General features: G+C 70.3%; 21 protein-coding genes and 2 pseudogenes. 15 read left to right on the top strand and 8 right to left on the bottom strand.

What is annotated here, in order from left to right:
• Window positions 1-12 precede the first annotated feature (12 nt).
• Window positions 13-1299, bottom strand: coding sequence for a saccharopine dehydrogenase family protein (locus ACR5MH_RS14400; RefSeq protein ID WP_431347828.1), 1287 nt, complete (start codon window positions 1297-1299; stop codon window positions 13-15).
• 95 nt (window positions 1300-1394) lie between these two features.
• Between ACR5MH_RS14400 and ACR5MH_RS14395 the strand changes: the two genes are divergently transcribed.
• Window positions 1395-2300, top strand: coding sequence for a LysR family transcriptional regulator (locus ACR5MH_RS14395; protein WP_431347827.1), 906 nt, complete (start codon window positions 1395-1397; stop codon window positions 2298-2300).
• A 13-nt stretch (window positions 2301-2313) separates the two neighbouring features.
• Here ACR5MH_RS14395 and ACR5MH_RS14390 read toward each other — a convergent pair whose 3' ends face one another.
• The gene (locus tag ACR5MH_RS14390; protein ID WP_431347826.1) at window positions 2314-3174 is read right to left on the bottom strand and encodes an aldo/keto reductase; all 861 of its coding nucleotides are present in this window, start codon (window positions 3172-3174) and stop codon (window positions 2314-2316) included.
• A gap of 43 nt (window positions 3175-3217) precedes the next feature.
• On the bottom strand, window positions 3218-4189 hold the full coding sequence (locus ACR5MH_RS14385) for an aldo/keto reductase (protein WP_431349425.1): 972 nt from the start codon (window positions 4187-4189) through the stop codon (window positions 3218-3220).
• A 116-nt stretch (window positions 4190-4305) separates the two neighbouring features.
• Between ACR5MH_RS14385 and ACR5MH_RS14380 the strand changes: the two genes are divergently transcribed.
• Both ACR5MH_RS14380 and helR read left to right on the top strand, forming a co-directional pair.
• Entirely contained in the window at window positions 4306-4932 is a 627-nt protein-coding gene (locus ACR5MH_RS14380; RefSeq protein WP_431347825.1) for an MBL fold metallo-hydrolase, read from the top strand.
• A gap of 76 nt (window positions 4933-5008) precedes the next feature.
• Window positions 5009-7167 (top strand): annotated as a pseudogene (gene helR, locus ACR5MH_RS14375) (RNA polymerase recycling motor ATPase HelR).
• On the opposite strand, the gene ACR5MH_RS14370 reads toward helR, so the two are convergent.
• The 3 genes from ACR5MH_RS14370 to ACR5MH_RS14360 form a co-directional block, all read right to left on the bottom strand.
• On the bottom strand, window positions 7164-7412 hold the full coding sequence (locus tag ACR5MH_RS14370; protein WP_369961548.1) for a glutaredoxin family protein: 249 nt from the start codon (window positions 7410-7412) through the stop codon (window positions 7164-7166). The pseudogene helR and the gene ACR5MH_RS14370 sit on opposite strands and share 4 nt — an antisense overlap.
• 9 nt (window positions 7413-7421) lie before the next feature.
• A complete protein-coding gene (locus tag ACR5MH_RS14365) occupies window positions 7422-8084 on the bottom strand; it encodes a nucleoside/nucleotide kinase family protein (protein WP_431347824.1) in 663 nt (220 codons plus the stop codon).
• 98 nt (window positions 8085-8182) lie between these two features.
• The gene (locus tag ACR5MH_RS14360) at window positions 8183-9193 is read right to left on the bottom strand and encodes a LacI family DNA-binding transcriptional regulator (protein WP_431347823.1); all 1011 of its coding nucleotides are present in this window, start codon (window positions 9191-9193) and stop codon (window positions 8183-8185) included.
• 316 nt (window positions 9194-9509) lie between these two features.
• Between ACR5MH_RS14360 and ACR5MH_RS14355 the strand changes: the two genes are divergently transcribed.
• The 10 genes and pseudogenes from ACR5MH_RS14355 to ACR5MH_RS14310 all read left to right on the top strand — a co-directional run bounded on the left by ACR5MH_RS14355 (window position 9510) and on the right by ACR5MH_RS14310 (window position 21983).
• The gene (locus tag ACR5MH_RS14355; RefSeq protein ID WP_433861880.1) at window positions 9510-10727 is read left to right on the top strand and encodes an ABC transporter substrate-binding protein; all 1218 of its coding nucleotides are present in this window, start codon (window positions 9510-9512) and stop codon (window positions 10725-10727) included.
• Between the two features lie 173 nt (window positions 10728-10900).
• Window positions 10901-11848: a carbohydrate ABC transporter permease gene (locus ACR5MH_RS14350; RefSeq protein WP_431347821.1), complete on the top strand. Its 948-nt coding sequence runs from the start codon at window positions 10901-10903 to the stop codon at window positions 11846-11848.
• Window positions 11845-12678, top strand: coding sequence for a carbohydrate ABC transporter permease (locus tag ACR5MH_RS14345; RefSeq protein ID WP_433861879.1), 834 nt, complete (start codon window positions 11845-11847; stop codon window positions 12676-12678). Before ACR5MH_RS14350 ends, ACR5MH_RS14345 begins: the two co-directional genes overlap by 4 nt.
• A gap of 70 nt (window positions 12679-12748) precedes the next feature.
• Window positions 12749-15034, top strand: a complete 2286-nt coding sequence (locus ACR5MH_RS14340; protein WP_433861878.1) for a family 78 glycoside hydrolase catalytic domain — start codon at window positions 12749-12751, stop codon at window positions 15032-15034.
• A 306-nt stretch (window positions 15035-15340) separates the two neighbouring features.
• On the top strand, window positions 15341-15658 hold the full coding sequence (locus ACR5MH_RS14335; RefSeq protein ID WP_431347819.1) for an L-rhamnose mutarotase: 318 nt from the start codon (window positions 15341-15343) through the stop codon (window positions 15656-15658).
• A gap of 50 nt (window positions 15659-15708) precedes the next feature.
• Window positions 15709-16872: an L-rhamnose isomerase gene (gene rhaI, locus ACR5MH_RS14330; protein WP_431347818.1), complete on the top strand. Its 1164-nt coding sequence runs from the start codon at window positions 15709-15711 to the stop codon at window positions 16870-16872.
• A 72-nt stretch (window positions 16873-16944) separates the two neighbouring features.
• On the top strand, window positions 16945-18981 hold the full coding sequence (locus ACR5MH_RS14325; RefSeq protein WP_431347817.1) for a bifunctional aldolase/short-chain dehydrogenase: 2037 nt from the start codon (window positions 16945-16947) through the stop codon (window positions 18979-18981).
• Window positions 18982-18994: 13 nt separating this feature from the next.
• Window positions 18995-20459, top strand: a pseudogene (locus ACR5MH_RS14320) (rhamnulokinase).
• On the top strand, window positions 20459-21244 hold the full coding sequence (locus ACR5MH_RS14315) for a nucleotidyltransferase domain-containing protein (protein ID WP_431347816.1): 786 nt from the start codon (window positions 20459-20461) through the stop codon (window positions 21242-21244). The pseudogene ACR5MH_RS14320 and the gene ACR5MH_RS14315 overlap by 1 nt, the downstream one beginning before the upstream one ends.
• A 187-nt stretch (window positions 21245-21431) precedes the next feature.
• Window positions 21432-21983, top strand: coding sequence for a GNAT family N-acetyltransferase (locus tag ACR5MH_RS14310; RefSeq protein ID WP_433861877.1), 552 nt, complete (start codon window positions 21432-21434; stop codon window positions 21981-21983).
• Window positions 21984-22080: 97 nt separating this feature from the next.
• Here the strand turns inward: ACR5MH_RS14310 and ACR5MH_RS14305 are convergent, their stop codons facing one another.
• Together ACR5MH_RS14305 and ACR5MH_RS14300 are read right to left on the bottom strand one after the other, a co-directional pair.
• A complete protein-coding gene (locus ACR5MH_RS14305) occupies window positions 22081-23379 on the bottom strand; it encodes an MFS transporter (protein ID WP_431347814.1) in 1299 nt (432 codons plus the stop codon).
• Between the two features lie 5 nt (window positions 23380-23384).
• Window positions 23385-23813 carry a MarR family winged helix-turn-helix transcriptional regulator gene (locus ACR5MH_RS14300; protein ID WP_431347813.1) on the bottom strand — a complete coding sequence of 143 codons (429 nt, stop codon included), beginning with the start codon at window positions 23811-23813 and terminating at the stop codon, window positions 23385-23387.
• Between the two features lie 58 nt (window positions 23814-23871).
• On the opposite strand from ACR5MH_RS14300, the gene ACR5MH_RS14295 reads away from it, so the two are divergent.
• Both ACR5MH_RS14295 and ACR5MH_RS14290 read left to right on the top strand, forming a co-directional pair.
• The gene (locus ACR5MH_RS14295) at window positions 23872-24834 is read left to right on the top strand and encodes an alpha/beta fold hydrolase (RefSeq protein ID WP_433861876.1); all 963 of its coding nucleotides are present in this window, start codon (window positions 23872-23874) and stop codon (window positions 24832-24834) included.
• The gene (locus ACR5MH_RS14290; RefSeq protein ID WP_431347811.1) at window positions 24824-25873 is read left to right on the top strand and encodes a lipoate--protein ligase family protein; all 1050 of its coding nucleotides are present in this window, start codon (window positions 24824-24826) and stop codon (window positions 25871-25873) included. Before ACR5MH_RS14295 ends, ACR5MH_RS14290 begins: the two co-directional genes overlap by 11 nt.
• Window positions 25874-25884: the final 11 nt, after the last annotated feature.

The following is a 25884-nucleotide window of genomic DNA, read 5'->3' as shown; positions in this document are numbered from 1 at the left end:
CGGCGCGGGAGGTCAGGGCTCCCGCAGCCCCCAGGCCTGGCCGTAGCCGCCCTCCGCCTCGGGCCGCTCCATCAGCTCCAGGAACGGCCGCGCAGGGAAAGCCTCCGGCCCGAGGACGCCGGCGCCCGTCCACGTCCCGCTCGCCAGCAGCTCCAGCGCGATCACCGGGTTGAGCGCGGTCTGCCAGACCACGCACTGCGCGTCGTACTCGCGCATCGTCCACTCGTTGTCGGCCACGTGGTACAGGTACACGCTGCGCGGGAGGCCGTCCTTCCCGGTGCCGGTCACCCACAATCCCGCGCAGGTCTTGCCGGTCATGCGCGGGCCGATGCCGGCCGGGTCGGGGAGGGCCGCGGCGACCACGTCGCGCGGGGCGACCTCCACGGGCCCCGCCGCACTGCGGACCCGGAGCGGCGCTGCGGAGTCCAGCCCGAGCAGGTGCAGCGTCTTGAGGACGCCGATGAACTCCGCGCCGAGCCCGTACTTGAACGTCACCCGTTCGGCGTCCAGCCAGCGCGGCATCAGCAGCACCTCTTCGTGCTCGACGTTCACGCACTCGACCGGGCCGATGCCCTCGGGGAAGTCGAAGACCTCCGGCTCGCTGAACGGCGGGGTGGTGAACCAGCCACCGCCCTCCTCGCCGAGCCGTCGCTTCTCGAAGATCACCGGCGGGTTGAGGCACTCCTCGATCGTGGTCCAGATGCTGAACGACGGAGCGAAGATCTCGGATCCCTCGTCGTCGCGGACCACCAGGTTCGCGCCGTCGCGCGTGCCCAGCTCGTCGATGTGGGAGAAGAGCTCGTCGGCGGCGTAGCGCGCGAACACATCCGAGAGACCCGGTTCGACGCCCATGCCGACGAGGGCGAGGCGGCCGGCGGCCTCCCAGCGCTGGTTCTCGGCGAACTGGGCGTCGCCGAGCTTCACCCCGGTACGGCGGTACGGGTCGGTCTCGTGCGGGTGGGAGAGGCTCATCGCCATGTCGAGGTAGTCGGCGCCCGCCGCGAGGGCCCCGGCGAAGATCGACTCCACGAAGGAGGGCTCGACCGCGTTCATGACGTGCGTGGCGCGGTGCTCACGCGCCACGGCCGCGACCGAGCTCGGGTCGGAGGCGTCGATGCGGGTCGCGGTGAAGCGGCGGCCGACGCGCTCGCCGTGTCGCTCGTGGACCCAGGAAACCGTGGCCTCCGCCCGGGACAGGTCGTAGTCGCTGACGACGAGGGAATCGAAGAACGACCGGCGCGCGGCGATCTTCGCGATGGCGTTTCCGACGCCGCCGGCGCCGATGAGCAGGATGCGCATGGCGCCTATTGTGCCCGCGGGGAGGTCGCGGGGGCGAGGCATCCTCCTCCGCTCGCGTCGATGGAACGTAGCCGATTGACCAGTATCCTTGCTGAATGGAACTTCGCCAGCTCGAGCACTTCGTCACCGTCGCCGAGGAACGGCACTTCACCCGCGCCGCGGAACTGCTGCAGATCTCCCAGTCCGGGCTGTCCGCCTCCATCCGCTCGCTGGAGCAGGAGCTGGGCACGTCGCTCTTCATCCGAAGCACCCGCCGCGTCGAGCTGACGACGGCCGGCCAGGCGCTGCTCGCGGACTCGGTGCGCACCCTGGCCAGCGCAGCAGCCGCTCGCAACGCGGTCGCCGCCGTCCGCGGGCTGCTGCGTGGCCGGCTCACGATCGGCGCGGAGCCGTGCCTCGGATCGGTCGACCTCCCGGCCGAGCTCGCGGCGTTCCGCACGGCGAACCCCGGTGTGGAGGTCCGGCTGCGCTATTCGGGATCGGAGGAGCTGGTCGAGGCCGTCGCCGGAGGTCGCGCCGACGTCGCCGTGGTCGTCGACACCGGCCACGCCCCGAGCGGTGTGCGCCTCCGCCCGCTGACCACTCAGTCGCTGCTCGTGCTCTGCCACCCGGAGCACCGGTTCGCGGCCGAGGACAGCATCCCGATCGAGGAGCTGCGCGGCGAGCCGCTGGTCGGCTTCCAGGAGGGCTGGGCCGCGCAGACGCTGGCGCGCCGTGCATTCGCGGCGGCCGGCTTCGACTACCGCGCGGCGATGGAGGTCAACGACGTCCACCCGTTGCTCGACCTGGTGGGCTACAACCTCGGCATCGCGGTGGTCCCGGCGAGCTTCGCGCGCAAGCGGCCGGAACAGCTTCGGGCGGTGGCGCTCAGCGGGGACGTCCCCGAGTGGACGGTCGCGGTCGCCGTGTCGGACGAGCCGAGCCCGGCGGCGGCGGCGTTCCTGCGGCAGCTCGCGCGGGTGGAGGCGCCGACCGCAGTCGACGCCTCCACGCCTGCCTGACGACCCGGACTCGCTAGGCCGCGTTCAGCGCCGCCAGCTCCTCCTGCGTGAGCTCCACGTCCACCGCGGTGAGGGAGTCCAGGATGGTCTCCGGACGCGACGAGCCGGGGATCGGGATGACGTGCGGGCTCTGCGCGAGGTGCCAGGCCAGCGCCACGACCTGCGGGCTGACGCCGCGGGCGGAGGCGATGTCGGCGAACGGCGCGAAGCGGTCGCCGAGATCGCTCGCGTTCGAGATGCCGCCCAGCGGGCTCCAGGGCAGGAACGCGATGCCCAGCGCGTCGGCCAGTCGCAGCTCAGGCTCGCTGGAGCGGAACGCCGGCGAGAACTGGTTCTGCACCGACGCCAGCCGGCCGCCGAGGATCTCCTGCGCCTGGCGGATCTGGTCGGGGTTCGCATTCGAGATGCCGGCGTAGCGGATCAGCCCCTCGTCGAGGAGGTCGCGGACGGCTCCCACGGAGTCCGCGTAGGGGACCTCGGGGTCCGGCCGGTGGAACTGGTACAGGCCGAGGGCGTCGCCGCCGAGGCGGCGCAGCGACTCCAGTGCGGCCTCCCGGATGTGCTCCGGACGGCCGTCCACGGTCCAGCTTCCGTCGCCGGGCCGCTGGTGGCCGCCCTTCGTCGCGACGAGGACGGTGGAGGCGTCGCCGCTCCAGCTGCGCAGCGCCTCGGCGATGAGCTCCTCGTTGTGGCCGACCTCGTCGGCGTGCACGTGATAGGCGTCGGCTGTGTCGATCAGGGTCACGCCGGCGTCGAGCGCGGCGTGCACGGTCGCGATCGAGCGGGACCGGTCGGGGCGGCCCTCGATCGACATGGGCATTCCGCCGAGGCCGATCGCGGACACCTGCAGGTCGGCCAGTGCGCGGTACTTCATTCGTTCTCCTTGCGTGTTCGAAACGTGGGCGGGGCGGGATGGGCTACCAGGCGTAGTGCTCGGGCGCCGTCTTGTGCCCGGGGAAGATCTCGTCCAGGCGGGCCAGCGCCGCATCGTCGAGCTGGACGTCGAGCGCGCGGATGCCGGCGTCGAGCTGCTCGCGGGTGCGCGGGCCGATGATCGGGCCGGTCACGCCGGGGCGGGTGAGCAGCCAGGCGAGCGCGACGTCGCCGGGCTCGTGGCCGAGGTCGGCGGCGAACGACTCGTAGGCCTCGATCGCCTCGCGGTGGGTGGCGAGCGTCTCGGCCGCGCGGCCCTCCAGGCGGCGCCGGCCCTCGTTCTGCTTGCGCAGGACGCCGCCGAGCAGGCCGCCGTGCAGCGGGGACCACGCGATCACGCCGACCCCGTTCGCCTGGGCGGCAGGGAGGACCTCCAGCTCCACCTGGCGGGTGAGGAGGTTGTAGATGGACTGCTCGCTCACCAGGCCGAGGCTGCCGCGAGACCGGGCCTCCGCCTGCGCCGTCGCGATGTGCCAGCCGGCGAAGTTGCTCGAACCGGCGTAGAGGATCTTGCCCTGGGTGATCGCGACGTCGATCGCCTGCCAGATCTCGTCCCACGGGGTGTCCCTGTCCACATGGTGGAACTGGTAGATGTCGATGTAGTCGGTCTGCAGTCGCTTCAGGCTGGCGTCGAGTGCGCGGCGGATGTTCAGGGCGGACAGCTTGCCCTCATTGGGCCAGTCGCCCATCGCGCCGTAGAGCTTGGTGGCGAGGACGGTCCGCTCGCGCCGCCCGTCGCCCTGTGCGAACCAGTCGCCGATGATCGCCTCGGTCGCGCCGTGGCCCTTGCTGCGGCCGTAGACGTTCGCCGTGTCGAAGTAGTTGATGCCCGCCGCGTGGGCGGCGTCCATGATCCCGTACGAGTCCTCGGGCGTCGTCTCCGGCCCGAAGTTCATCGTGCCGAGCACGAGGCGCGACACCTTCAGTCCGGAACGGCCGAGCTGCGTGTACTGCATGTCTGTCATGGCGCCAGCCTCCGCCGGAACCGGCGAGAAGTCCAACAGGAGATGTGGATGGGATTGTGCGGCTGGGGTGATGGATCGCGGGATGCCCGCCGACTAGCATCCCACTCATGCGCGAGGTCATTCCCGGAGTCCACCAACTGCAGTCCGCCCGTGCCGGCAACGCCTACCTGATCGAGGAGGCCGACCGCTCGGTGCTCGTCGACACCGGGCTGCGCTCGGGGGCGGAGCGCGTGGTCGCGGAACTCGCGGCCGCGCGCATCCCGGCGCTCACCGACGTCGTGCTCACCCACTACGACCCCGACCACGTCGGCGCTGCCGCAGCCGTGCAGCGGGCCACGGGCGCGCGGGTGTGGCTGGGCGCCGCGGACGTGCGGATCCTCCGCGGCGAGAGCGTGGCGCCCACCCGGATGCGCCGCGCGATGTTCCGCAGCGGGTGGCTGGGCCGCGCCGAACTCCCCGACCTGAGCGAGCTCCCTGACGATGTCGAGACCGAGGTCGCGCCATCGGTCGTCGCTGTCCCGGCACCGGGTCACACCCCCGGCCATCACCTGGTCCGCTGGCGAGGGGTGGCGTTCATCGGCGACGCCGCCCGGGTCTCCGGCGGGAGGCTGGTGCACTTCCCCGGCTTCCTGATCAGCGACCGGGCGGCCGCGGAAGCGACGCGTGTCGCCATCGCCGCCTCAGCCCCGCGGCTCGTCTGCCCCGGTCACGGCGCCCCCGCGCGCCTCGCCTGACGTTTCCCCCGCATTTCCAGGATACGGGAGGGCAGGGGGCTTGCGGCAAGGCCCCGGTCAGGGCGCAGAATCGTCGATCGTGACTGCGATTTCCCCTGCCTTCGCCCTGCCCGAGAACCTCCACGCCAAGTCCGCTCCTTCCCTCATCGCCGCCGACGAACAGCACTTCGCGGCCATAGACGAAACGCTCCGGTGGACCCTCGCCGAGCTGTCCGACCGGCTCGCCGCCGAGCTCCGCGCGCCCGGTGGCCACGGCCAGAAGGCACTCGACCGGGACACCGAGGTCCGGCGGCTGAGCGCCCGGCTGCGCGCGCTCGGACGGTTCGGGATCGACGTGTGCCTCGGGCGGATGGTCAGCGACGTGGGGGAGACCGTCTACATCGGCCGCTTCGGGCTCACCGGCGGCGACGGCGAGAAGTTGCTCGTCGACTGGCGGTCGCCCGCGGCCGAGCCGTTCTTCGGCGCGACGCTCGCGGACCCGATGGGGCTGGTCAGCCGTCGACGCTACCGCTGGGCGAAGGGTCGGGTGACCGACTACTGGGATGAGGTGTTCGCGGCCGATGCCTGGGACGACGCCACCGAGCGGGCGGCGCTGGACGACCAGTCCGCCTTCATCGCGAGCCTCGGCGCGAGCCGGACGGCGCGGATGCGGGACGTGCTGGCGACCATCCAGGCCGACCAGGACGCCATCATCCGGGACGGCTCGCGCGGCGCGCTCGTGGTCGACGGCGGTCCGGGCACCGGGAAGACGGTGGTCGCGCTGCACCGCGCCGCGTACCTGCTGTACGCCGACCCGCGGCTGTCGCACGGGCACGGCGGCGTGCTGTTCGTGGGGCCGAGCCCTGCCTACCTCGCCTACGTAGCGGACGTGCTGCCGAGTCTCGGCGAGGAGGGCGTGCAGCTCTGCACGCTGCGCGATCTGCTGCCGGAGGGCGCGTCCGCAGAGCCCGAGTCCGACGAGGCGGTCGCCCGGCTCAAGGCGTCGGCCGCGATGGTGACGGCGGTCGAGCGCGCCGTCCGCTACCACGAGGTGCCGCCGTCGCGCGGGATGGTGGTCGAGACCGAGTGGGCCGACCTCCCCTGACGCCCGACGACTGGGCGGACGCATTCGACGCGGCCGGCGCGGGCGTCCCGCACGACGAGGCGCGCGACGAGGTGTGGGAGGAGCTGTTGACGATCCTGGAGGCGAAGGCGGCCGACGCGATCCCGGCCGCTGCGCTGCGCCGTCAGCTCACGCAGAACGAGGCGCTGCGGGCGGCCTTCACCCGGGCGTGGCCGCTGCTCGACCCGGCGGGCGTGCTCGGCGACCTGTTCTCGGTGCCCGCCTACCTGCGCGCCTGCGCGCCGTGGCTGACCGACGACGAGGTGCGAGCGCTGCAGCGCTCGGAACCCCGTGCGTGGACCCTGTCCGACCTCCCGCTGCTCGACGCCGCGCGGCAACGCATCGGCGACCCGGCGGCGAACCGGGTGGCGCGCGAGCGGGAGGCCGTGCTCGCCTTCGAGCGCGAGGGCCGCAACCGGGTGGTGGACGACCTGATCGCCGCCGACGACGGCGAAGGACTGGTCACGATGCTGAAGGTGGAGGACGCGCAACGCTCCCTGATCGACGAGGCCGCCCTCCCGAGCCTCGACCCGGATCTGCTGGCCGGGCCGTTCGCGCACATCGTCGTGGACGAGGCGCAGGAGCTCACCGACGCCGAGTGGCGGATGCTGCTGCGGCGCTGCCCGTCACGCAGCTTCACGATCGTGGGGGACCGGGCGCAGGCGCGGCACGGGTTCACGGACTCGTGGGCCGGGCGGCTGGCGACGGCGGGCATCCCGGAGGTTCGCGTCTCCACCCTGACCGTGAACTACCGCACGCCCGAGGAGATCATGGCGGAGGCCGCGCCGGTGATCCTGGCGGCCATCCCGGACGCGAACGTGCCGACCTCGGTCCGCAGCAGCGGGCTGCCCGTCGTCCGCGGGCGGCGGGACGAGCTGGACGGGATCGTGGCGGAATGGCTGTCGGCGAATCCGGTCGGGATCGGAGGGGTGATAGCAGTGCAGGGGGAGCCGCGCTGGGCGTCGCCCTCCGACCGCCTCCGCGTCCTCACTCCCGCGCAGTCGAAAGGGCTGGAGTTCGACCTGGTGGTGCTGCTCGACCCGGACGGGTTCGGGGGCGGGATCGAGGGGGCGGTCGACCGGTACGTCGCGATGACGCGGTCGACGCGGGAGTTGGTGGTGCTGGCGGGCTAGACCGCCAGCGCCGCCTGCAGCTCCGCGTCGCTCGGCTCCACGAGGTGGCGCCCGTCCGGGAACACGATCACCGGGATGTTCGTCCGCCCGCTGATCGCCTGGGCGCGGTCGGCCTGCTCAGGCTGGGCGACGAGGTCGATGTACTCGTAGTCGGCGCCGAGGCGGTCGAGGAGGGCCTTGGAGCGGATGCAGTCGCGGCACCAGTCCGCGCCGAACATCGTGACGGTGTCGAAAGTGTCGGTCATGCTCTCAGCCTAAGCAGCCCCGACTGGGAGTCCGCCGTCCACGATCAGTGTCGCGCTCGCCGCGGTCGGTTCGATGAGGCGGGCATTGGCGCCGTCGACGTCGCGGGCCCAGGCGAGCGCGGCTTCTGGGGTGCGGCCGTGGCGGGTGTGTCGGTCGACGAGCCGGCGCACCCGCTCCTCCTCGGGCGTCGCGACGAACCACGACTCGGCCAGCAGGGCTTGGATGCGCGACCACGGGTCGGACGGCGCCAGCAGGTAGTTGCCTTCCACCACGATCAGCCGCGTGCCCGGCAGGACGGCCAGGCTCCCGGCGATGGGCTCGCCGACCGCGCGGTCGAAGGCCGGCGCGTAGACGGGGTGGTCGGGCTCGGCGAGGACGCGCTCCAGCAGCGCCACGAAGCCCCAGCCGTCGAAGGTGTCGATCGCGCCCTTGCGGTCGTGGCGGCCGAGCGCCTCCAGGGTGGCGTCGGCGAGATGGAAGCCGTCCATCGGGAGGTACGCGGTGACGGGCTCGCCGGCCTGCTCGTTCGCCGCGTCCACCACAGCGCGGGCGAGCGTCGTCTTGCCGGAGCCGGGACTGCCGGCGATCCCCACGAGCGCGCGGCCGCCGTCCGCGGCCAGGAGGAGGGCGCGCCGTGCGAGCGCGTGCGGGTCGGTGGGCGACGAGTCCATACCGCCATTGTCCACGCGTTCGACCGAAGGATTCGGCCCGAATGAGGCGTATGCCTGCCCGATTCGCGACATTCGGGCGGAATCGTGTGACGTCGCGGTCAGCGGGGCTCGGTGCTCGCCCGGATCACGAGCTCGGGCTGGTACAGCACCCGTCGCGGCTCCAGCTCGGGGTCGTCCGCCTCCTCCAGCAGGATCTGCACGGCCGTCTCGCCGATCAGATGGCTGGGCTGGCGGATGGACGTGAGCGGCACGACCGAGGCGCCGGCGAACTGGATGTCGTCGTAGCCGATCAGCGCGATGTCGTGCGGGACAGCGAGCGTGCCGTCGACGACGAGCGTCTGCAGCAGGCCGATCGCGAGCAGGTCGTTGGCGGCGAAGACCGCGTCGGGGCGGTCTCCGGGGGCGCGATCGGCGATGGCCTGGCCGGCACGGCGGCCCTCCAGGACGTTGAGCGCAGCCACGTCCACGACCTCCAGGGTCACGCCGGGATGCCGTTCGACGACAGACCGGGCGCCGGCGAGTCGGTCGGCGACCTGCTGGATCGCCATCGGGCCGCCGACGAATGCGATGCGCGTACGGCCGGTCTCGATGAGATGCGTCGCTGCCATCGCGCCGCCGGCGACATCGTCCACCGACACCGAGCTGAAGGTGCTGTCGCTGCTGACCCGGTCGACCAGCACGGCGGGGATGCCGCGGTCGCGCATCCGCCGCAGCCGTGCTGCCGCGTCGCCGACCGGGGCGAGCAGCACGCCACGCACCCGGAGCTCCTCGAACAGGTTGAGGTAGCCGGACTCGCGGTCCTGGCGCTCGGTGCTGTTGCCGACGATCACCGAGTAGCCGGCGTCCGCCGCCGCGTTCTCGGCGGCCGTGGCCACGTCGGTGAAGAACGGGTTGGCGCCGCTGAGGCTGATCAGCCCGATCGCCTGACTGTGCCCGAGGCGGAGCTGGCGGGCGGCCTCGTTGCGCACATAGGAGAGCTTCTCCATCGCGAGGTGGACCCGTTCGACCGTCTCGGCGGACACGATCTCGGGCCGGTTGAGCACATTGGACACGGTGCCCACGGACACCTGCGCCAGTGCTGCGACGTCCTTGACGCTTGCGGAAGCCATACTGATTCCCCTCTCGCCGGTCATCGTAACGGATGCGCGGGTTGAATCGAAACAATAATTCAATCCGTCGACCTACGGAGACAAACCGACCGATGGTAGCTGATAAAAAATACCCGGTCAATCAATTATTCTAACCGCCGACCTCATCTCAGTTCACCTTGAACGAACGATTCAGCGACCGATTTTCGTCCCGTTACTGAATCGACACAATTGGTTCTTGACGGCATCACCCCCGAGGACTTATCTTCATGTGAAGCGTTTCAAAACACCCCGAACACCCAGGGGCGGAAGCGTCCCGAATACAAGGAGGTATTTGATGTTCTCTCGCAGGACGACGACAAAGGTCGTCGCCACGCTCGGCGGGATCGCCATCGCGGCGCTCGCCCTCGCAGGCTGCAGCTCGTCGGGCGGAAACTCGAACGGCCCGGTGACCATCTCGCTGCTCGCCGCGGGCAACGACCCGGCCAGCACCAAGTTCGCGAACGACCTCTCGACGGCTTTCCACAAGGCCAACCCCAAGGTCACCGTCAAGGTCGAGACCCGCCCGGCGGGCACCGACGGCGACAACCTGATCAAGACGCGCCTCTCCACCGGGGACATGAACGACGTGTTCCTGTACAACTCGGGCTCGCTGTTCCAGGCGCTGCACCCCGACACCCAGCTCCAGCCGCTCACCGATGAGGCGTGGGTGAAGGAGATCACCGACGACTTCAAGAAGACCGTCAGCACCTCGAAGGGCACGTACGGCGCCCCGACCGGCACGACGTTCGACGGCGGCATCATGTACAACAAGAAGGTCTACGAGAAGCTCGGCCTGTCGGTGCCCACCACCTGGAACGAGTTCATCAGCAACAGCGAGAAGATCAAGGCCGCCGGCATCGTCCCGGTGATCCAGTCCTACGGCGACACCTGGACCAGCCAGCTCTTCGTGCTCGGCGACTTCGCCAACGTGAACGCGGCCGACCCGAAGTGGGCGGACGACTACACGGCGAACAAGCCGAACGCGAAGTACTCCAAGCAGCCGGCGCTCGAAGGCTTCGCGCACACGCAGGAGGTCTTCGACAAGGGCCTGATGAACAAGGACTACGCGTCCCTCACCAACGTCAACGCCCTGAAGATGCTGGCGACCGGCGAAGGCGCGCAGTACCCGATGATCACCACCGTGATCAGCAACGTGCTGCAGTCCAACCCGGACCAGATCAACGACATCGGCTACTTCGCGATCCCGAGCGACTCGGGTGAGCCGCACGCGACAGTGTGGGAGCCGGGCGGCGCGTACATCCCGAAGACCACCACCGGCGACAAGCTGGCCGCCGCCAAGAAGCTGGTCGCGTTCATCAACTCGCCCACGGGCTGCGACATCCAGAACAGCGCGGGCACCCCGCCGGCCCGTTCGCGATCAGCACCTGCAAGGTCCCGGACAGTGCGCCCGCGCTGGTCAAGGACGAGCTCAAGTACCAGGACGACAAGAAGACGGGCCTCGCGCTCGAGTTCCTGTCCCCGATCAAGGGCCCGAACCTGGAGAAGATCCTGATCCAGGTCGGCTCGGGTATCTCCTCCGGCACCCAGGGCGCCGCCCTGTACGACCAGGATGTGAAGGCCCAGGCCCAGCAGCTCGGTATCAAGGGCTGGTGAGCCCGTCCGGGCCGGCGCTGCGGCGCCGGCCCGGGCACCACACACCCCAGAAGACTCGACGAGGAGCAGACAATGTCGACGGCAAGCCCCGCGACCGCCACCCAGGCGGCCGACATCATCACCGAGGTGGGGGCCTCGGCGAAGAACAGACCACGGAAGTCACGGATGCGCTCGCACTATCCGACCTGGTTCTTCATCCCCGCGATCGTCCTCTACGTGATCTTCTTCGCGATCCCGACGGTCTCGTCCTTCTACTTCTCGCTGACCCGCTGGTCGTTGTTCGACTCCCAGTTCATCGGGTTCGCGAACTATGTGCAGTTCTTCCAGGACCCGCAGCTGTACACCAGCTTCATCCACACCCTCATCTACGCGGTGCTGACCTCGGGCGTGAAGGTGATCCTCGGGTTCCTGCTCGCGCTGCTGCTGACCTCCCCGGTCGTCGGGCGCGGCTACCTGCGGGCGGTCGTGTTCTTCCCGGTGCTGCTGTCCACGATCGGCGTCGGCATCCTGTGGAAGTCGCTGCTGGATCCGTTCCACGGCATGGTCAACGCGGTGCTCGGCTTCTTCGGCCTCCCGCAGCCGGGCTGGTTCACCGACCCCAATCTGGCGCTCTACACGATCGCCGGCGTCGACATCTGGAAGGGCGTCGGTATCGCGACGCTGATCTTCATGGCCGGCATCGTCGCCATCCCGAACGAGTACTACGAGGCGGCGAGGATCGACGGCGCCGGGTCGTGGAACATCCTGCGCCGCATCACGATCCCGCTCTCGCGCGGCGCGACGGCGACGGTCATCATCCTGTCGCTGATCGGCGGCCTGCGCTCCTTCGACATCATCTGGGCGACCACCGGAGGCGGCCCCGGCTTCACCAGCGACGTGCTCGCGTCGGTGATCTACAAGCAGTACCAGGCCGGGTTCTACGGCCTGTCCACCGCCGGCAACGTCGTCCTCTTCCTCCTAGTGACGCTGATCATGGTGCCGCTGTCGTACGTCCTGAACAGAAAGCAGGTGGAACTGTGACCCGCACGAAGGTCCGCGCCTGGGTCGTCGGCGTCGTCGCGATCCTCGTCTCCGTCGTCGTCTTCCTCGTCCCGTTCGCCTTCGTGGTGCTGCAGGCGTCGAAGACCCCGGACGACGCCTCCAGCCTCGCCTTCACCTGGCCCAAGGAGTGGTCGTTCTTCCCGAACCTGATCGCGGTGCTGCAGAGCGGCGACGGACTGATCTGGCGGGCGTTCCTCAACTCGTTCGTCCTCACCGTCGGCTCGGTGGCGCTCATGGTGGTGCTGTCGGCGATGGCCGGCTACATCCTGGCCCGCAAGCGCAGCAAGTGGGGGCCGGTGGTCAACTTCTTCGTGCTCGCCGGGCTGATCGTGCCGCCGGCGGTGGTGCCGACCATCTGGGTCCTCCAGGGCACCGGGCTCTACAAGACGATGCCGGGCATGATCCTGATCGAGACCACCTTCGGGCTGTCCTTCTGCATCCTGCTCTTCCGCGCCTTCTTCAACACGGTGCCGAAGGAGCTCGACGAGGCCGCGGTGCTGGACGGCGCGGGCCGGGTGCGGCTGTTCTTCCAGGTGATCCTGCCGTTGCTGCGACCGGTCATCGTGACCGTGATCGTGGTGCAGTCGGTGTTCGTCTTCAACGACTTCGCCGGACCGCTGTACTTCCTTCCGGGCTCCGACAACGCGACCGTGCAGACCACGCTCTACACCTTCGCGGGGCAGAACCTGAGCTTCTACAACCTGCTCTTCATGGACATCCTGCTCATCACCATTCCGCCGCTGGTCGCCTACATCTTCTTCAACCGGCAGATCGTCGCCGGCATGACGAGCGGCGCGGTCAAGGGCTGACGGCCTCCACCGCCGAACACGACGAACACGCGAACAACGAACACCGAACGAAACCGGAGACACGACAAACATGACTTGGCACGCCCAGATGATCGCCGCCGACGAAGCCTTCGACGGAGCACCGCTGCTGCGCAGGGAGTTCGCGCTGGAGGACGGCCACGGCGCCGTCGCCCGCGCGACCCTCACGCTCACCGCCCAGGGGGTGGTGGAGGCCTGGTTGAACGGCCGTCCCGTCTCGGACGACGTGCTCACGCCCGGCTGGAGCAGCTACGAGTGGCGCCTGCGCTACGCGACCTATGACGTCACCGCGCTGGTCGAGGCGAGTTCTTCCGAAACCGGCACCGTGCTCGGCCTCGCCCTCGGCAAGGGCTGGTTCGGCGGCCGCCTCGGCTGGTCGGGAGGCGGCTCCTGGTACGGCGACGCCCAGGGCGCGTTCGCCCAGTTGGAGGTGGAGTTCGCGGACGGCAGCACCCAGCTCGTCGTCACCGACGACGCCTGGGCGAGCGGCCCGAGTGGGGTGCTCGCCAACGACCTCTACGACGGTCAGACGATCGACGCCCGCCGCCGCGACGACGCCTGGAAGCTGCCGGGCTTCGTCGGCGAGGGGTGGACGGGCACGCACGCGATCGAGTTCGACACCGCGAAGCTGGAGCCGTATATCGGCCCGTCGGTGAAGCGCTGGGCGACCCTGCCGGTGCAGGAGATCAGCACTTCCCCGTCGGGCAAGACGCTGGTCGACTTCGGGCAGAACCTGGTCGGCTGGATCAAGGTGCGTGTGCAGGGTCCGGCCGGGTCCGAGGTGACGATCCGGCATGCGGAGGTGCTGGAGCATGGTGAGCTGGGCGTGCGTCCGCTGCGGACGGCGCAGGCGACCGACCGGTACATCCTCAGTGGAGGCGTGGACGTCTTCGAGCCGACTTTCACCTTCCACGGCTTCCGCTACGCCGAGGTCACCGGCTGGCCGGGCGAGTTGAAGGCGGAGGACCTGACCGCGATCGCGGTCGGCTCCGAGCTGACCCGCATCGGGGAGTTCTCCAGCTCGGATCCGCTGCTGAACCAGTTCCACGAGAACGTGGTGTGGGGGATGCGCGGCAACTTCGTGGATGTGCCCACCGACTGCCCGCAGCGCGACGAGCGCCTCGGCTGGACCGGCGACATCGCCGCGTTCGCGCCGACCGCCGCCTACCTGTACGACGTGGACGCCTTCCTCTCCGACTGGTTGGTGGACCTCGACCTGGAGCAGCAGCACAACGAGGGGATCGTCGGCTTCGTCATCCCGGATGTGCTCAAGTACATGCCGCATCCGGAGGACTTCGGCAAGCCGGACACGACCGCTCTCTGGAGCGACGCCGCGGTCTGGGTGCCGTGGGATCTCTACGAGGCGTACGGCGACACCGCGGTGCTGGAGCGCCAGTTCGACTCGATGGCCTCGCACGTGCGCCGCGTGAAGTCCCTGCTCTCGCCTGCAGGCGTCTGGGACGGCAACTTCCAGTTCGGCGACTGGCTCGACCTGGACGCGCCGCCGGAGGACCCGGCGAAGGCGAAGGCCGACAAGGGTGTGGTGGCCACAGCGTGCGCGTACCGGTCGGCGCGGATCCTCGCCGACACCGCCGCGCTGCTCGGCCGGACGGCGGAGCAGGCGGAGTTCGAGGCGCACGCCGCCGAGCTGCGCGCAGCCTTCAACCGCGAGTACGTCTCGGGTGGCGTGGTGATGAGTGACTGCACGACGGTCTACTCGCTGGCGATCGTGTTCGGGCTCTTGGAGCCGGCTGATGTGGAGTTCGCCGGGGACCGGCTGGCCGAGCTCGCGGCGGATGCGGGTTACCGCATCTCCACCGGGTTCGCGGGCACGCCGTTCATCGCGGACGCGCTGACGCAGACCGGGCACACCGATGTCGCGTACCGGCTGCTGCTGGAGAAGGAGTGCCCGTCCTGGCTGTACCCGGTGACGATGGGTGCGACAACGGTGTGGGAGCGGTGGGACTCGATGCTGCCGGACGGCACCATCAACCCGGGCGAGATGACCTCGTTCAACCACTACGCCCTCGGCGCTGTCGCGGATTGGATGCACCGCGTGGTGGGTGGTCTGGCTCCGTTGAAGCCGGGCTACGCGTCGGTGCTGATCGCCCCGCAGCCCGGCGGCGGGCTGACCGAGGCGGCCACGTCGCTGGAGACCCGGCACGGCCGGGTGTCGGTGCGCTGGAGCCTCGACGGCGACCTGCTCACGGTCGACGCCGAACTCCCGGACGGGGTCGACGGCATCCTGCGGCTGCCCGGCCGTGAGGACCAGCCGCTGAGCGGTGGACCGGTGTCGGTCACCGCGGAGGTTCCCTCGTCCGTGGGCGCCGTGCGCTGACGCCGGACGGACGAGGAGTGATCGACCATGCGGCGCGAGCGTCTCTGCTCGGCGCCGCGCCGCATGGGCGGTGGAGCTCAAGGGCAGCGCGGAGCGATGCCGCGACCCCAGCCCCGAGGGAGCCTGCGACCGCGCGGTGGAGCTCAGGGGCAGCGCGGAGCGATGCCGCGACCCCAGCGCCGAGGGAGCCTGCGACGGAGGATCCCGCAATCAGCCCCGGACGTAGTTATGCTTTGAATCGATTCAGCTTGAATCGATTCACAACATGAGATCAACGACGAGAACACAGACGACAAGGGAGTTGACGTGGAACGGGTGTGCTTCACGATGCGGCTGAAGCCGGAGCGGGTCGCCGAGTACCTGGCCGCGCACGAGACCGTCTGGCCGGAGATGCTCGACGCACTCCGCGAAACCGGCTGGTCGAACTACTCCCTCTTCGTCGACCAGGAGGAAGCGCTCGTCGTCGGGTACCTGGAGACCGACGACTTCGAGGGCGCGATCGCTGCGATGAACGAGCGCGAGGTCAATGCGCGCTGGCAGGCCACGATGGCCGGCTTCTTCGCGGAGGAGACGGCTCCGGACAGCACGATGAAGCGGCTGACCGAGTACTTCCATCTTCAGTAGACGGCGTCCCACGCCCACGAGCATCCTGTGACATCCACGAAAGGGAGACCATGACCCTCACCGACGACATCCGCTCGCAGCTCGCGCTGCAGGCCATCGAGCTCCCGAGCTGGGCGTTCGGCAACTCGGGAACGCGCTTCCGGGTGTTCGGCACTCTGGGGACGGCGCGCGACCCGTTCGAGAAGATCTCGGACGCGGCGCAGGTGCACAAGCACACCGGCCTCGCGCCGACGGTCGCCCTCCACATCCCGTGGGACAAGGTGGACTCCTACGCCGACCTCCGCAAGCACGCCCAGGACCACGGGGTGGAGCTCGGCACGGTCAACTCGAACACGTTCCAGGACGACGACTACAAGTTCGGGTCGGTCACCCACTGGGACGACCGGATCCGTCAGAAGGCGATCGACCACCACTTCGAGTGCATCGACATCATGAACGAGACCGGGTCGCGCGACCTGAAGATCTGGCTGGCGGACGGGACGAACTACCCGGGCCAGGACTCCATGCGCGCCCGCCAGGACCGCCTGGCCGACTCGCTTGCGAAGATCTACGAGCGGATCGGCGAGGGCCAGCGGCTGGTGCTGGAGTACAAGTTCTTCGAGCCGTCGTTCTACCACACCGACGTTCCGGACTGGGGCACCAGCTACGTCCAGACCGCAGCGCTGGGCGAGCGGGCGATGGTGTGCCTGGACACCGGCCACCACGCGCCGGGGACGAACATCGAGTTCATCGTGATGCAACTCCTGCGCCTCGGCAAGCTCGGCTCGTTCGACTTCAACAGCCGCTTCTACGCCGATGACGACCTGATCGTGGGCGCGGCCGACCCGTTCCAGCTCTTCCGGATCGTGTTCGAGGTCATCCGCGGCGGCGGCTACGCCAACCCCGATGTGGCCTTCATGCTCGACCAGTGCCACAACCTGGAGGCGAAGATCCCCGGCCAGATCCGCTCGGTGCTCAACGTGCAGGAGGCCACCGCCAAGGCGCTCCTGGTCGACACCGAGGCGCTCGCCGCCGCGCAAGCCGCCGGCGACGTGCTGGCCGCGAACACCGTGTTCATGGATGCTTTCAACACGGACGTGCGCGCCGACCTGGCCGACTACCGCACCTCACGCGGCCTCCCGGCCGACCCGATGGCCGCGTACAAGGCCTCCGGCTACCAGCAGAAGATCGAGACCGAGCGCGTCGGCGGCACCCAGGCCGGCTGGGGTGCCTGAGTCGCCCGCCTCCCGCAGTATCCACTCGCACGCATCGACTCGCAGACACCATCGCAGAAGGAACCACGCAGAATGACGAACGAGACCGTCGCGGCCCTCCTGGCCCGGTCGAACCGCCTCGGCGCCGACCCGAAGAACACGAACTACGCCGGCGGCAACACGTCCGCCAAGGGCACCGAGACCGACCCGGTGACCGGTGAGCCGGTCGAGCTGCTGTGGGTCAAGGGCTCGGGCGGCGACCTCGGCACGCTGAAAGAGCAGGGCCTCGCGGTCCTGAGGCTCGACCGGCTGCGCGCCCTCCAGAACGTCTACCCCGGCGTGGACCGCGAGGACGAGATGGTCGCCGCGTTCGACTTCACGTTGCACGGAAAGGGCGGCGCGGCACCCTCGATCGACACGGCCATGCACGGCCTCGTGGATGCCGCCCACGTCGACCACCTGCACCCCGACTCCGGCATCGCGATCGCGACCGCCGCCGACGGGGAGGCGCTGACCGAGAAGGTGTTCGGCGGCCGCGTCGTCTGGGTGCCGTGGCGTCGCCCCGGCTTCCAGCTCGGCCTCGACATCGCCGCGATCAAGGCGGCGAACCCGGACGCGATCGGCACCGTCCTCGGCGGGCACGGCATCACCGCATGGGGCGACACCAGCGAGGAGGCCGAGGCCAACTCGCTGTGGATCATCCAGACCGCCGCCGACTACATCGAGGCCAACGGCCGTCCCGAACCGTTCGGCGCCACGCTGCCCGGCTACGAGCCGCTGCCGGAGGCCGAGCGCCGCGCCAAGGCCGCCGCGCTCGCGCCCCACCTGCGGGCCATCGCCTCCACCGACCGCGTGCAGGTCGGGCACTTCACCGACGCGGAGGTCGTGCTCGACTTCCTCGCGTCCGCCGAGCACCCGCGCCTCGCCGCTCTCGGCACGTCGTGCCCCGACCACTTCCTCCGCACCAAGGTCAAGCCGCTCGTCCTCGACCTCCCGGCCGACGCGTCCATCGAGGATTCGGTGGCGCGCCTGGAGGAACTGCACGAGCAATACCGCGCCGACTACCAGGCCTACTACGACCGGCACGCGACGCCCGACTCGCCTGCGATCCGCGGCGCGGACCCGGCGATCGTGCTCATCCCGGGCGTCGGGATGTTCTCCTACGGGGCGAACAAGCAGACGGCCCGCGTCGCGGGCGAGTTCTACGTCAATGCGATCAACGTGATGCGCGGCGCCGAGGCGCTCTCCACCTACGCTCCCATCGACGAGGCGGAGAAGTTCCGCATCGAGTACTGGGCGCTCGAGGAGGCCAAGCTCCAGCGGATGCCGAAGCCCAAGCCGCTCGCGGGCCGCATCGCGCTCGTCACCGGCGCGGCCTCCGGGATCGGCAAGGCCATCGCCACCCGGCTCGCGGCGGAAGGCGCGTGCGTCGTCATCGCCGACCTGGAGCTGGAGAAGGCGCAGGCTGCGGCGGCCGAGATCGGAAACTCTGATGTCGCGCTCGGCGTCGTCGCGAACGTGACCGACGAGAAGGCGATCGACGCGGCGATCCAGGATGCGCTGCTCGCCTTCGGCGGCCTCGACCTCGTCGTCAACAACGCCGGCCTCTCCATCTCCAAGCCGCTGCTGGAGACCACGACCGCCGACTGGGACCTCCAGCACGACGTCATGGCGAAGGGCTCGTTCCTCGTCTCGCGCGCCGCCGCGAAGGTCCTGATCGACCAGAAGCTCGGTGGCGACATCGTCTACATCTCCTCGAAGAACTCGATCTTCGCCGGGCCGAACAACATCGCCTACTCCGCGACCAAGGCCGACCAGGCCCACCAGGTGCGCCTGCTGGCGGCGGAGCTCGGCGACCACGGCATCCGCGTCAACGGCATCAACCCCGACGGCGTCGTGCGCGGGTCCGGCATCTTCGCCGGCGGCTGGGGCGCCAAGCGCGCCGCGGTCTACGGCGTGCCGGAGGAGGAGCTGGGCAAGTACTACGCCCAGCGCACGCTGCTGAAGCGTGAGGTGCTCCCGGAGCACGTCGCCAACGCCGTGTTCGTGCTGTGCAGCAGCGACCTCGACCACACCACCGGACTCCACATCCCCGTCGACGCGGGCGTCGCGGCGGCCTTCCTCCGATGAACAAGGCCGTGCGATGAGCGGGGCGGGGGCGGCATCGGGGGCGTCGGCCGGCGCGGTCGCCGCGGTCGACCTCGGCGCGACCAGCGGCCGGGTGATGCACGCCCGCGTCGGCGCGAACACGCTGGAGCTCACTGAGGCCGCGCGCTTCCTCAACACGCCCGTCCGCGTGTGGGAGGGCGAGCGCTCGGCGCTGCACTGGGATCTGACCGGCCTCTACTCCAGCGTGCTGGAGGGCCTCAGCGCCGTGGCCCGGTCAGAGCCGGGCCTGCGGAGCGTCGGCGTCGACGCGTGGGCGGTCGACTACGGCCTGCTGCGCGCCGGTGCTCTGCTCGGCGAGCCGTACCACTACCGCGACGAGCGCACCGCGGGGGCGTCCAACTCGTGCACGCGCGTGTCTCGCCCGAGGAGCTGTACCGCGAGGGCGGCCTCCAGTTCCTCCCGTTCAACTCGCTCTACCAGCTCGCCGTCGACCAGGAGTCGGGGGCGCTGGAGGCCGCGGACGGCTTTCTGCTCGTGCCCGACCTGGTCACCTACTGGCTGAGCGGCCACGCCGCCGCCGAGCGCACGAACGCCTCCACCACCGGGCTGCTCACCGCGGACGGCTCCTGGAACGACGAGCTCATCGGCCGGCTCGGGCTGCGCCGCTCGCTGTTCCCGTCGCTCGTGGACGCCGGGACCACCGTCGGCTCTCTGCTGCCGTCGCTCGACCTCCCGTTCGCCGGCGCCGGCCCCGCCGTAACCGCGGTCGGTTCGCACGACACCGCGTCGGCCGTCGTCGCCGTGCCGATGGACCCGACCCGCGCCGCGTACATCTCCTGCGGCACGTGGGGGCTGGTCGGCGTCGAGCTGGAGGGCCGCGTCGTCAGCGATGCGGGCCGCGCCGCCAACTTCACCAACGAGGGCGGCGTGGACGGCCGCGTCCGCTACCTCCACAACGTGATGGGCCTGTGGCTCGTGAGCGAGTCGATCCGGGAGTGGCAGCGCCGCGGCCTCCCCGTGAGCCTGGCGAGCCTGCTCGCCGAGGCGGCCCAGCTGCCGCGCCCGGCCGAGCTGTTCGACGCCGACGACCCGCGCTTCCTGGCGCCCGGCGACCTCCCGTCGCGCATCGCGGAATGGTTCGCCGAACGCGGTCTCCGTGCCCCGGCGAGTCCGGCCGGGATGATGCGCGTGATCATCGAGAGCTTGGCGGAGGCCTTCGCGAAGTCGGTGCGCACCGCCGCCGAGCTGTCCGGCATCCCCGTCGAGACGGTGCACATCGTCGGCGGGGAGCGCGCAATGCGCTGCTCTGCCAGGCGACCGCCGACCGGGTGGGCGTGCCCGTGCTCGCCGGGCCGGTGGAGGCGACAGCGCTCGGAAATGCGCTCGTCCAGGCGCGTGCCGTCGGCCTGATCTCCGGCGACCTGGAGACCCTGCGCGCGCTGGTCGCCCGCAACTACGCGCCCGTCCGCTTCGAGCCCGCGCGGGCGGCCGTGCGCTGATGGAGCACCACGAGCGGGCGATCTCGCGCTACCTCGCGGACGTGTCCGCCGACCCCGAGGTGCTGGCGGTCATCGTGAGCGGTTCCGTCGCACGCGGGGCCGAGCGGCCGGACTCCGACGTCGACCTGTACCTGGTGGTGACCGAGTCGCGCTGGGACGAGGCGTTCGCTGCGCGCCGCCTGATGTACACGAGCACGGAGGGGATCGGCTACGACGACGGCTACTTCGACATCAAGCTGGCGACCCTCTCGTACCTGGACGACGCGGCGGAGCGCGGCGACGACCCGGTGCGCGACTCGTTCGCGTCGGCGCGGGTGGTGTTCAGCCGGGTGCCCGACCTCGACGACCGCCTGGCGCGCGTCGTGCAGATGTCGGCCTCCGAGTGGGAGGACCGCGTCGCGGGCTTCGTGGCGCAGTGCCGGCTGCACGGCGGCTACTTCCTGCAGCAGGCGTACGAGCACGGCGATCCGCTGCTGCTCGCGCACGCGTCCGTCCACCTAGCCACGTCGGCCGGGCGGGCGCTCCTGGCCCACAACGCGGTGTTCTTCCCCGGGCCGAAATACCTGCGGGCACGGGTGGCCGGGCTGGACGACGCGCCCGACGGCTTCGCCGACCTCCTGGACGCGGTGATCGCCACGCCGACACCGACGGCGGCCGCGGCGCTGCTGGAGGCGGTGGAGGCCACGGTCGGGGACGCGCTGCCGCGCGACGAGACGCTGTCCCGCTTCGTGCTCGACAACGAGCTCGCCTGGCGATACCGCACGGCCCCGCCGGAGTACTCGTAGCGATCCCCTCGCACATTCGTACCGAATGTCGCCTCTAGCGCGACGAATCGCGACATTCGGCACGAATGTACGCGACGCGCTCCGCTTGCCGTGGCCGGCCCGGCGGCGTAGGTTCACGCCGCAGAGGGGAGCTCGCCGTGACCGACACCGACACCGCTTTCGTTGTCCGTCCGCTCGACACCACGACGTGGAGGCCTTCGTCGCGCTCTGCGACCGGCACGGCGGAGGCGGGTTCGGCGGCTGTTACTGCACCTGGTTCCACCGCGAATCGCACTCGTCGCCCGAGTCGCAGCCGGAGCGGCCGGCCGAGTTCACCAAGGAGTTCAAGCACGACCTCGTCACCGCGGGCGAAGCCCACGCTGCGCTGGTCTTCGACGGCGACCGGGCGGTCGGCTGGGCGCAGTTCGGGAGCCCGGACGAGCTGCCCGGGATCTACCACCGCAAGCAGTACCTCGAGACGGCGGCGAGCCTCCCGGACTACCGGATCACCTGCGTCTTCGTCGACCGGGAGTACCGCGGCCGCGGCGTCGCGCGCGTCGCGATCGCCGGCGCGCTCGGGCTGATCGCGGAGGCGGGCGGCGGGGTGGTCGAGAGCTACCCGCGCGACGACGACAAGCGCGTGGCGTCATCGTTCCTCTACAGCATGACCCGCCGCGTCTTCGAGGACGCCGGCTTCGAGTACGACCGCCCGAAGGGCACCGTCAACTGCGTCATGCGCACGACCATCGCCGCGCGCTGACCTCTCTCACATTCGTGACGAATGTGGCGTTTGGCGCGACGAAACGCGACATTCGGCACGAATCGTGGCGCGGCGTCGTGGCGTGGCGCGGAGCGGCTCAGCTCGCTCGCGTCGCGGTGACCTCGGTCTCTTCGAGTTCCTCTCGGGCCTCCTCGCGCGGGCTCAGCACCACGCGCGGCCGCATTCCGCTGAACCGTACCCGCAGCCCGCGGTACTTCACGAGGTAGAACACCCCGACGAGCGCCGCCGCGAACCCGCTCGCCCCGCCGACGCCCATCGCCCAGCGCGGTCCGAAGGTGTCGGCCACCCAGCCGACGATCGGGGCGCCGACCGGGGTGCCGCCCATGAAGATCGCCATGTAGATCGCCATGACCCGCCCGCGCAGCAGCGGGTCCGTCGTCATCTGCACGGTCCCGTTCGCCGTGGTCATCAGCGTCTGCGACGAGACGCCGATGATGATCAGCGCGACCGCGAACAGCCAATAGGTCGGCATGACCGCGGCGATCGTGCATCCCGCGCCGAAGAACGCCGCGCCGGCGAACAGCAGCGACACCCGTGGCCGCTCGCGTCGGGCGGCCAGCAGCGCGCCGATCACCGAGCCGATCGCCATGATCGACGACAGGAGGCCGTACTCGCCCGCGCCCTGGTGGAACACGCTCACCGACATGGTCGAGATGAAGATCGGGAAGTTGAGGCCGAAGGTCCCGATCAGGAACACCATGACCAGGATGACCAGGATGTCCGGTCGCCGCCGCACGTAGCGGAAGCCGTCGACCAGGCCGCCCCGCGAGCGTTGGGCGCGTTCCGTCCGGTACAGCTTCTCCTTCCGCAGCAGCATCAGCGACAGCAGCACCGCACCGAACGTCGCCGCGTTGATCAGGAACACCCAGCCTGCGCCGACGGCCGCGGTCAGGAGGCCCGCGACCGCGGGGCCGAGGAGGCGCGCCGAGTTGAACGACGCCGAGTTGAGCGCGACCGCGTTGGACAGGTTCGGACCGGCCACGAGCTCCGACACGAACGTCTGCCGCGCGGGGGCATCGAACGCCGCCACCACTCCGAGCAGCAGCGCGAACACGTAGACGTGCCAGAGCTGGATCACACCGGTCACCGTCAGGATGCCGAGGCCGAGGCCGAGCAACCCCATCAGCCCCTGCGTCGCCATCAGCAGCCGTCGCCGGTCGAGGTGGTCCGCCGCCCAGCCGGTCACCGGCAGGAGGATGAGCTGCGGGCCGAACTGCAGCGCCATGACGAAGCCGACCGCCGCCGCGTTGTTGTGGGTGAGCTGGGTGAGGACGATCCAGTCCTGCGCCGTGCGCTGCATCCATGTGCCGACGTTGGACACGAGCGCGCCGCCGGCCCAGATGCGGTAGTTGACGCCGGCGAGGGAACGGAACATGGCGCTCACGAGTCGGCGATCTCCCGCATGATGGCGGCGGCCTCGGCGAGGGTGCCGCGCTGCTCGGGGGTGAGCGTGCGGAGGCGCTGGTTCAGCCAGGCGTCACGGCGGCGGCGCGTGTCGGCGACGAGCTGCAGGCCGGACTCGGTGGGCACGACGATCACCTTGCGCCCGTCGACGGCGTCGGCGGTGCGCTGCACGTAGCCGGCCTGTTCGAGGTGATTGACCGTGCGGTTCATGGAGGGCGGGGTGACGCGCTCGTGCTCGCTCAGCCTCCCGATCGTGCCGGAGCCCTCGCGGACGAGGAAGGCGAGCGTCGAGGTCTGGGTGTCGCTCAGCTCGTCGTCCTCCTTCTCGGCCCGCAGGCGCCGCGACAGGCGTGCGACGGCGATGCGCAGGCCGCTGCTGAGGTCGTGCGTCGAGAGGCGCCCCATAGATAGTTAGCCTATCAAATTAGGCAGGCTAAATAAAACGCTGTGCCAGAATGAGCGCGTGCAGCGAGAGTTCAGCGCCGACGACGGCCTCCGCATCTTCTTCGACGTCTACCCCGCCGCGCGCCCGCGCGCCGCGGTTCAGATCGCACACGGGGTGGGGGAGCACGCCGGCCGCTACCGCGCGCTCGCCGAGCATCTCGTCGCCGAGGGCTACACGGTCTACGCCGACGACCATCGCGGCCACGGCCGCACCGGGATGGAGCAGTGGCACGGCGACGCATCCAAGCTCGGGAGGCTCGGGGCGGGAGGCCTGCGCGCTGCCGTCCGCGACCTGCGCGCGTTCAGCGGGCTCATCCGCGACGAGAACCCGGACCTCCCGCTGGTGCTGGTCGCCCACAGCTGGGGCTCGCTGATGGGCCAGATGACCCTGAACCACCACGCCGACGACTACGACGCGGCCGTCCTCTCCGGCACCGCCTACCGGATGGTCGGCTCCATGAACAGCGGCGACCTGAACAAGCGCCACGCCCACCTCGGCACCACCGGCGCCGAATGGCTGAGCCGCGACCCTGCCGTCGCGCAAGCGTTCGTGGACGACCCGCTGTGCACGCTGGTGCCGCTGCAGAAGCTGTTCGGGATGGCCGACGCCGCCCGCCTGCTCGGCCGGCCCGCGCGGCGGCTCGCCCGCGACCTCCCGCTGCTCATCGCGGTCGGCGGCGAAGACCCACTCGGCGGCCCGGCCTCCGCCCGTAAGCTCGAGCGCGCCTACCGCACCCGCTCCGGCCTGTCCGATGTGACGACGATCGTCTACCCCGGCGCCCGCCACGAGATCTTCAACGAGACCAACCGCCTCGAAGTCTTCTCCGACCTCACCGCCTGGCTCGCCCCCGCATCCCCGCCCGCACCTGACCGCAGCCATCGCTTCCTCACTTTCTCCCGCAACACGCCGGACGGAGGCGGGAGAAAGTGCGGAAGAGATGGCTGCCCGGGGCGGGTTCTAGGCTGGGGGCATGCATGGTGAGTACAAGGTGCCGGGCGGCAAGCTCGTCGTCGTCGACCTGGAGGTCGTGGACGGCCTGATCTCGGGGTTCCGGCTGGCAGGCGACTTCTTCCTCGAGCCGGACACCGCGCTGGAGGCGATCGACGCCGCCGTGAGCGGCCTCCCCGCCGAGGCCGACGCCAAGACCATCGCCGCCGCGGTCAAGGACGCCCTCCCCGAGGGCGCGTCGCTGCTCGGCTTCTCGCCGGAGGCCGTCGCCGTCGCCGTGCGCCGCGCGCTCGCCCGCGCCACGAGCTGGCGCGACTACGACTGGCAGATCGTCCACTCCAAGGCCGTCACCCCGCTGATGCACCTCGCCCTGGACGAGGTGCTGACGACGGAGGTGGGCGAGGGCCGCCGCGGCCCGACCCTCCGCATCTGGGAGTGGGACGAGCCCGCCGTCGTCATCGGCAGCTTCCAGTCGGTGAAGAACGAGGTCGACCCCGTGAACGCCGAGAAGTACGGCGTGAAGGTGGTGCGCCGCATCACCGGCGGCGGCGCCATGTTCATGGAAGCCGGCTCCGTCGTGACCTACTCGATCTACGCTCCCGCCGACCTGGTGCAGGGGATGAGTTTCGCCGACAGCTACGCGTTCCTGGACGAGTGGGCCATCATCGCGCTCAAGTCGCTCGGCATCGACGCCAGCTACGTCCCCCTGAACGACATCACCAGCCCGAAGGGCAAGATCGGCGGCGCCGCCCAGAAGCGCCTCGGCTCCGGCGCCGTGCTGCACCACGTGACCATGAGCTACGACATGGACGGCCAGAAGATGACGGAGGTCCTCCGCATCGGCCGCGAGAAGATCAGCGACAAGGGCATCACCAGCGCCGCGAAGCGCGTCGACCCGCTGCGCAGCCAGACCGGGCTCAGCCGCGCCGAGATCATCGAGCAGATGAAGCTGACCTTCCGCAGCCTGTACGGCGCGACCGACGGTGACCTCACCGACGCGGAGTACGCGGAGGCCGAGCGGCTGGTTGCGTCGAAGTTCGCGACGGAGGAGTGGCTCTACCGGGTGCCCTGACGAGTCTGCGC

The organism is Streptomyces sp. L7 (assembly GCF_050990935.1).
In the GTDB taxonomy this organism is placed as follows: domain Bacteria; phylum Actinomycetota; class Actinomycetes; order Actinomycetales; family Microbacteriaceae; genus Leifsonia.
This window is presented reverse-complemented; position numbering and strand designations above follow the sequence as displayed.

What these genes read in the sequence shown, in the direction of transcription:
- ACR5MH_RS14400 (WP_431347828.1), bottom strand. Translation starts at nt 1,299, where the DNA reads ATGCGCATCCTGCTCATCGGCGCCGGCGGCGTCGGAAACGCCATCGCG.
- ACR5MH_RS14395 (WP_431347827.1), top strand. Translation starts at nt 1,395, where the DNA reads ATGGAACTTCGCCAGCTCGAGCACTTCGTCACCGTCGCCGAGGAACGG.
- ACR5MH_RS14390 (WP_431347826.1), bottom strand. Translation starts at nt 3,174, where the DNA reads ATGAAGTACCGCGCACTGGCCGACCTGCAGGTGTCCGCGATCGGCCTC.
- ACR5MH_RS14385 (WP_431349425.1), bottom strand. Translation starts at nt 4,189, where the DNA reads ATGCAGTACACGCAGCTCGGCCGTTCCGGACTGAAGGTGTCGCGCCTC.
- ACR5MH_RS14380 (WP_431347825.1), top strand. Translation starts at nt 4,306, where the DNA reads ATGCGCGAGGTCATTCCCGGAGTCCACCAACTGCAGTCCGCCCGTGCC.
- ACR5MH_RS14370 (WP_369961548.1), bottom strand. Translation starts at nt 7,412, where the DNA reads ATGACCGACACTTTCGACACCGTCACGATGTTCGGCGCGGACTGGTGC.
- ACR5MH_RS14365 (WP_431347824.1), bottom strand. Translation starts at nt 8,084, where the DNA reads ATGGACTCGTCGCCCACCGACCCGCACGCGCTCGCACGGCGCGCCCTC.
- ACR5MH_RS14360 (WP_431347823.1), bottom strand. Translation starts at nt 9,193, where the DNA reads ATGGCTTCCGCAAGCGTCAAGGACGTCGCAGCACTGGCGCAGGTGTCC.
- ACR5MH_RS14355 (WP_433861880.1), top strand. Translation starts at nt 9,510, where the DNA reads ATGTTCTCTCGCAGGACGACGACAAAGGTCGTCGCCACGCTCGGCGGG.
- ACR5MH_RS14350 (WP_431347821.1), top strand. Translation starts at nt 10,901, where the DNA reads ATGTCGACGGCAAGCCCCGCGACCGCCACCCAGGCGGCCGACATCATC.
- ACR5MH_RS14340 (WP_433861878.1), top strand. Translation starts at nt 12,749, where the DNA reads ATGACTTGGCACGCCCAGATGATCGCCGCCGACGAAGCCTTCGACGGA.
- rhaI (WP_431347818.1), top strand. Translation starts at nt 15,709, where the DNA reads ATGACCCTCACCGACGACATCCGCTCGCAGCTCGCGCTGCAGGCCATC.
- ACR5MH_RS14325 (WP_431347817.1), top strand. Translation starts at nt 16,945, where the DNA reads ATGACGAACGAGACCGTCGCGGCCCTCCTGGCCCGGTCGAACCGCCTC.
- ACR5MH_RS14315 (WP_431347816.1), top strand. Translation starts at nt 20,459, where the DNA reads ATGGAGCACCACGAGCGGGCGATCTCGCGCTACCTCGCGGACGTGTCC.
- ACR5MH_RS14305 (WP_431347814.1), bottom strand. Translation starts at nt 23,379, where the DNA reads ATGTTCCGTTCCCTCGCCGGCGTCAACTACCGCATCTGGGCCGGCGGC.
- ACR5MH_RS14300 (WP_431347813.1), bottom strand. Translation starts at nt 23,813, where the DNA reads ATGGGGCGCCTCTCGACGCACGACCTCAGCAGCGGCCTGCGCATCGCC.
- ACR5MH_RS14290 (WP_431347811.1), top strand. Translation starts at nt 24,824, where the DNA reads ATGCATGGTGAGTACAAGGTGCCGGGCGGCAAGCTCGTCGTCGTCGAC.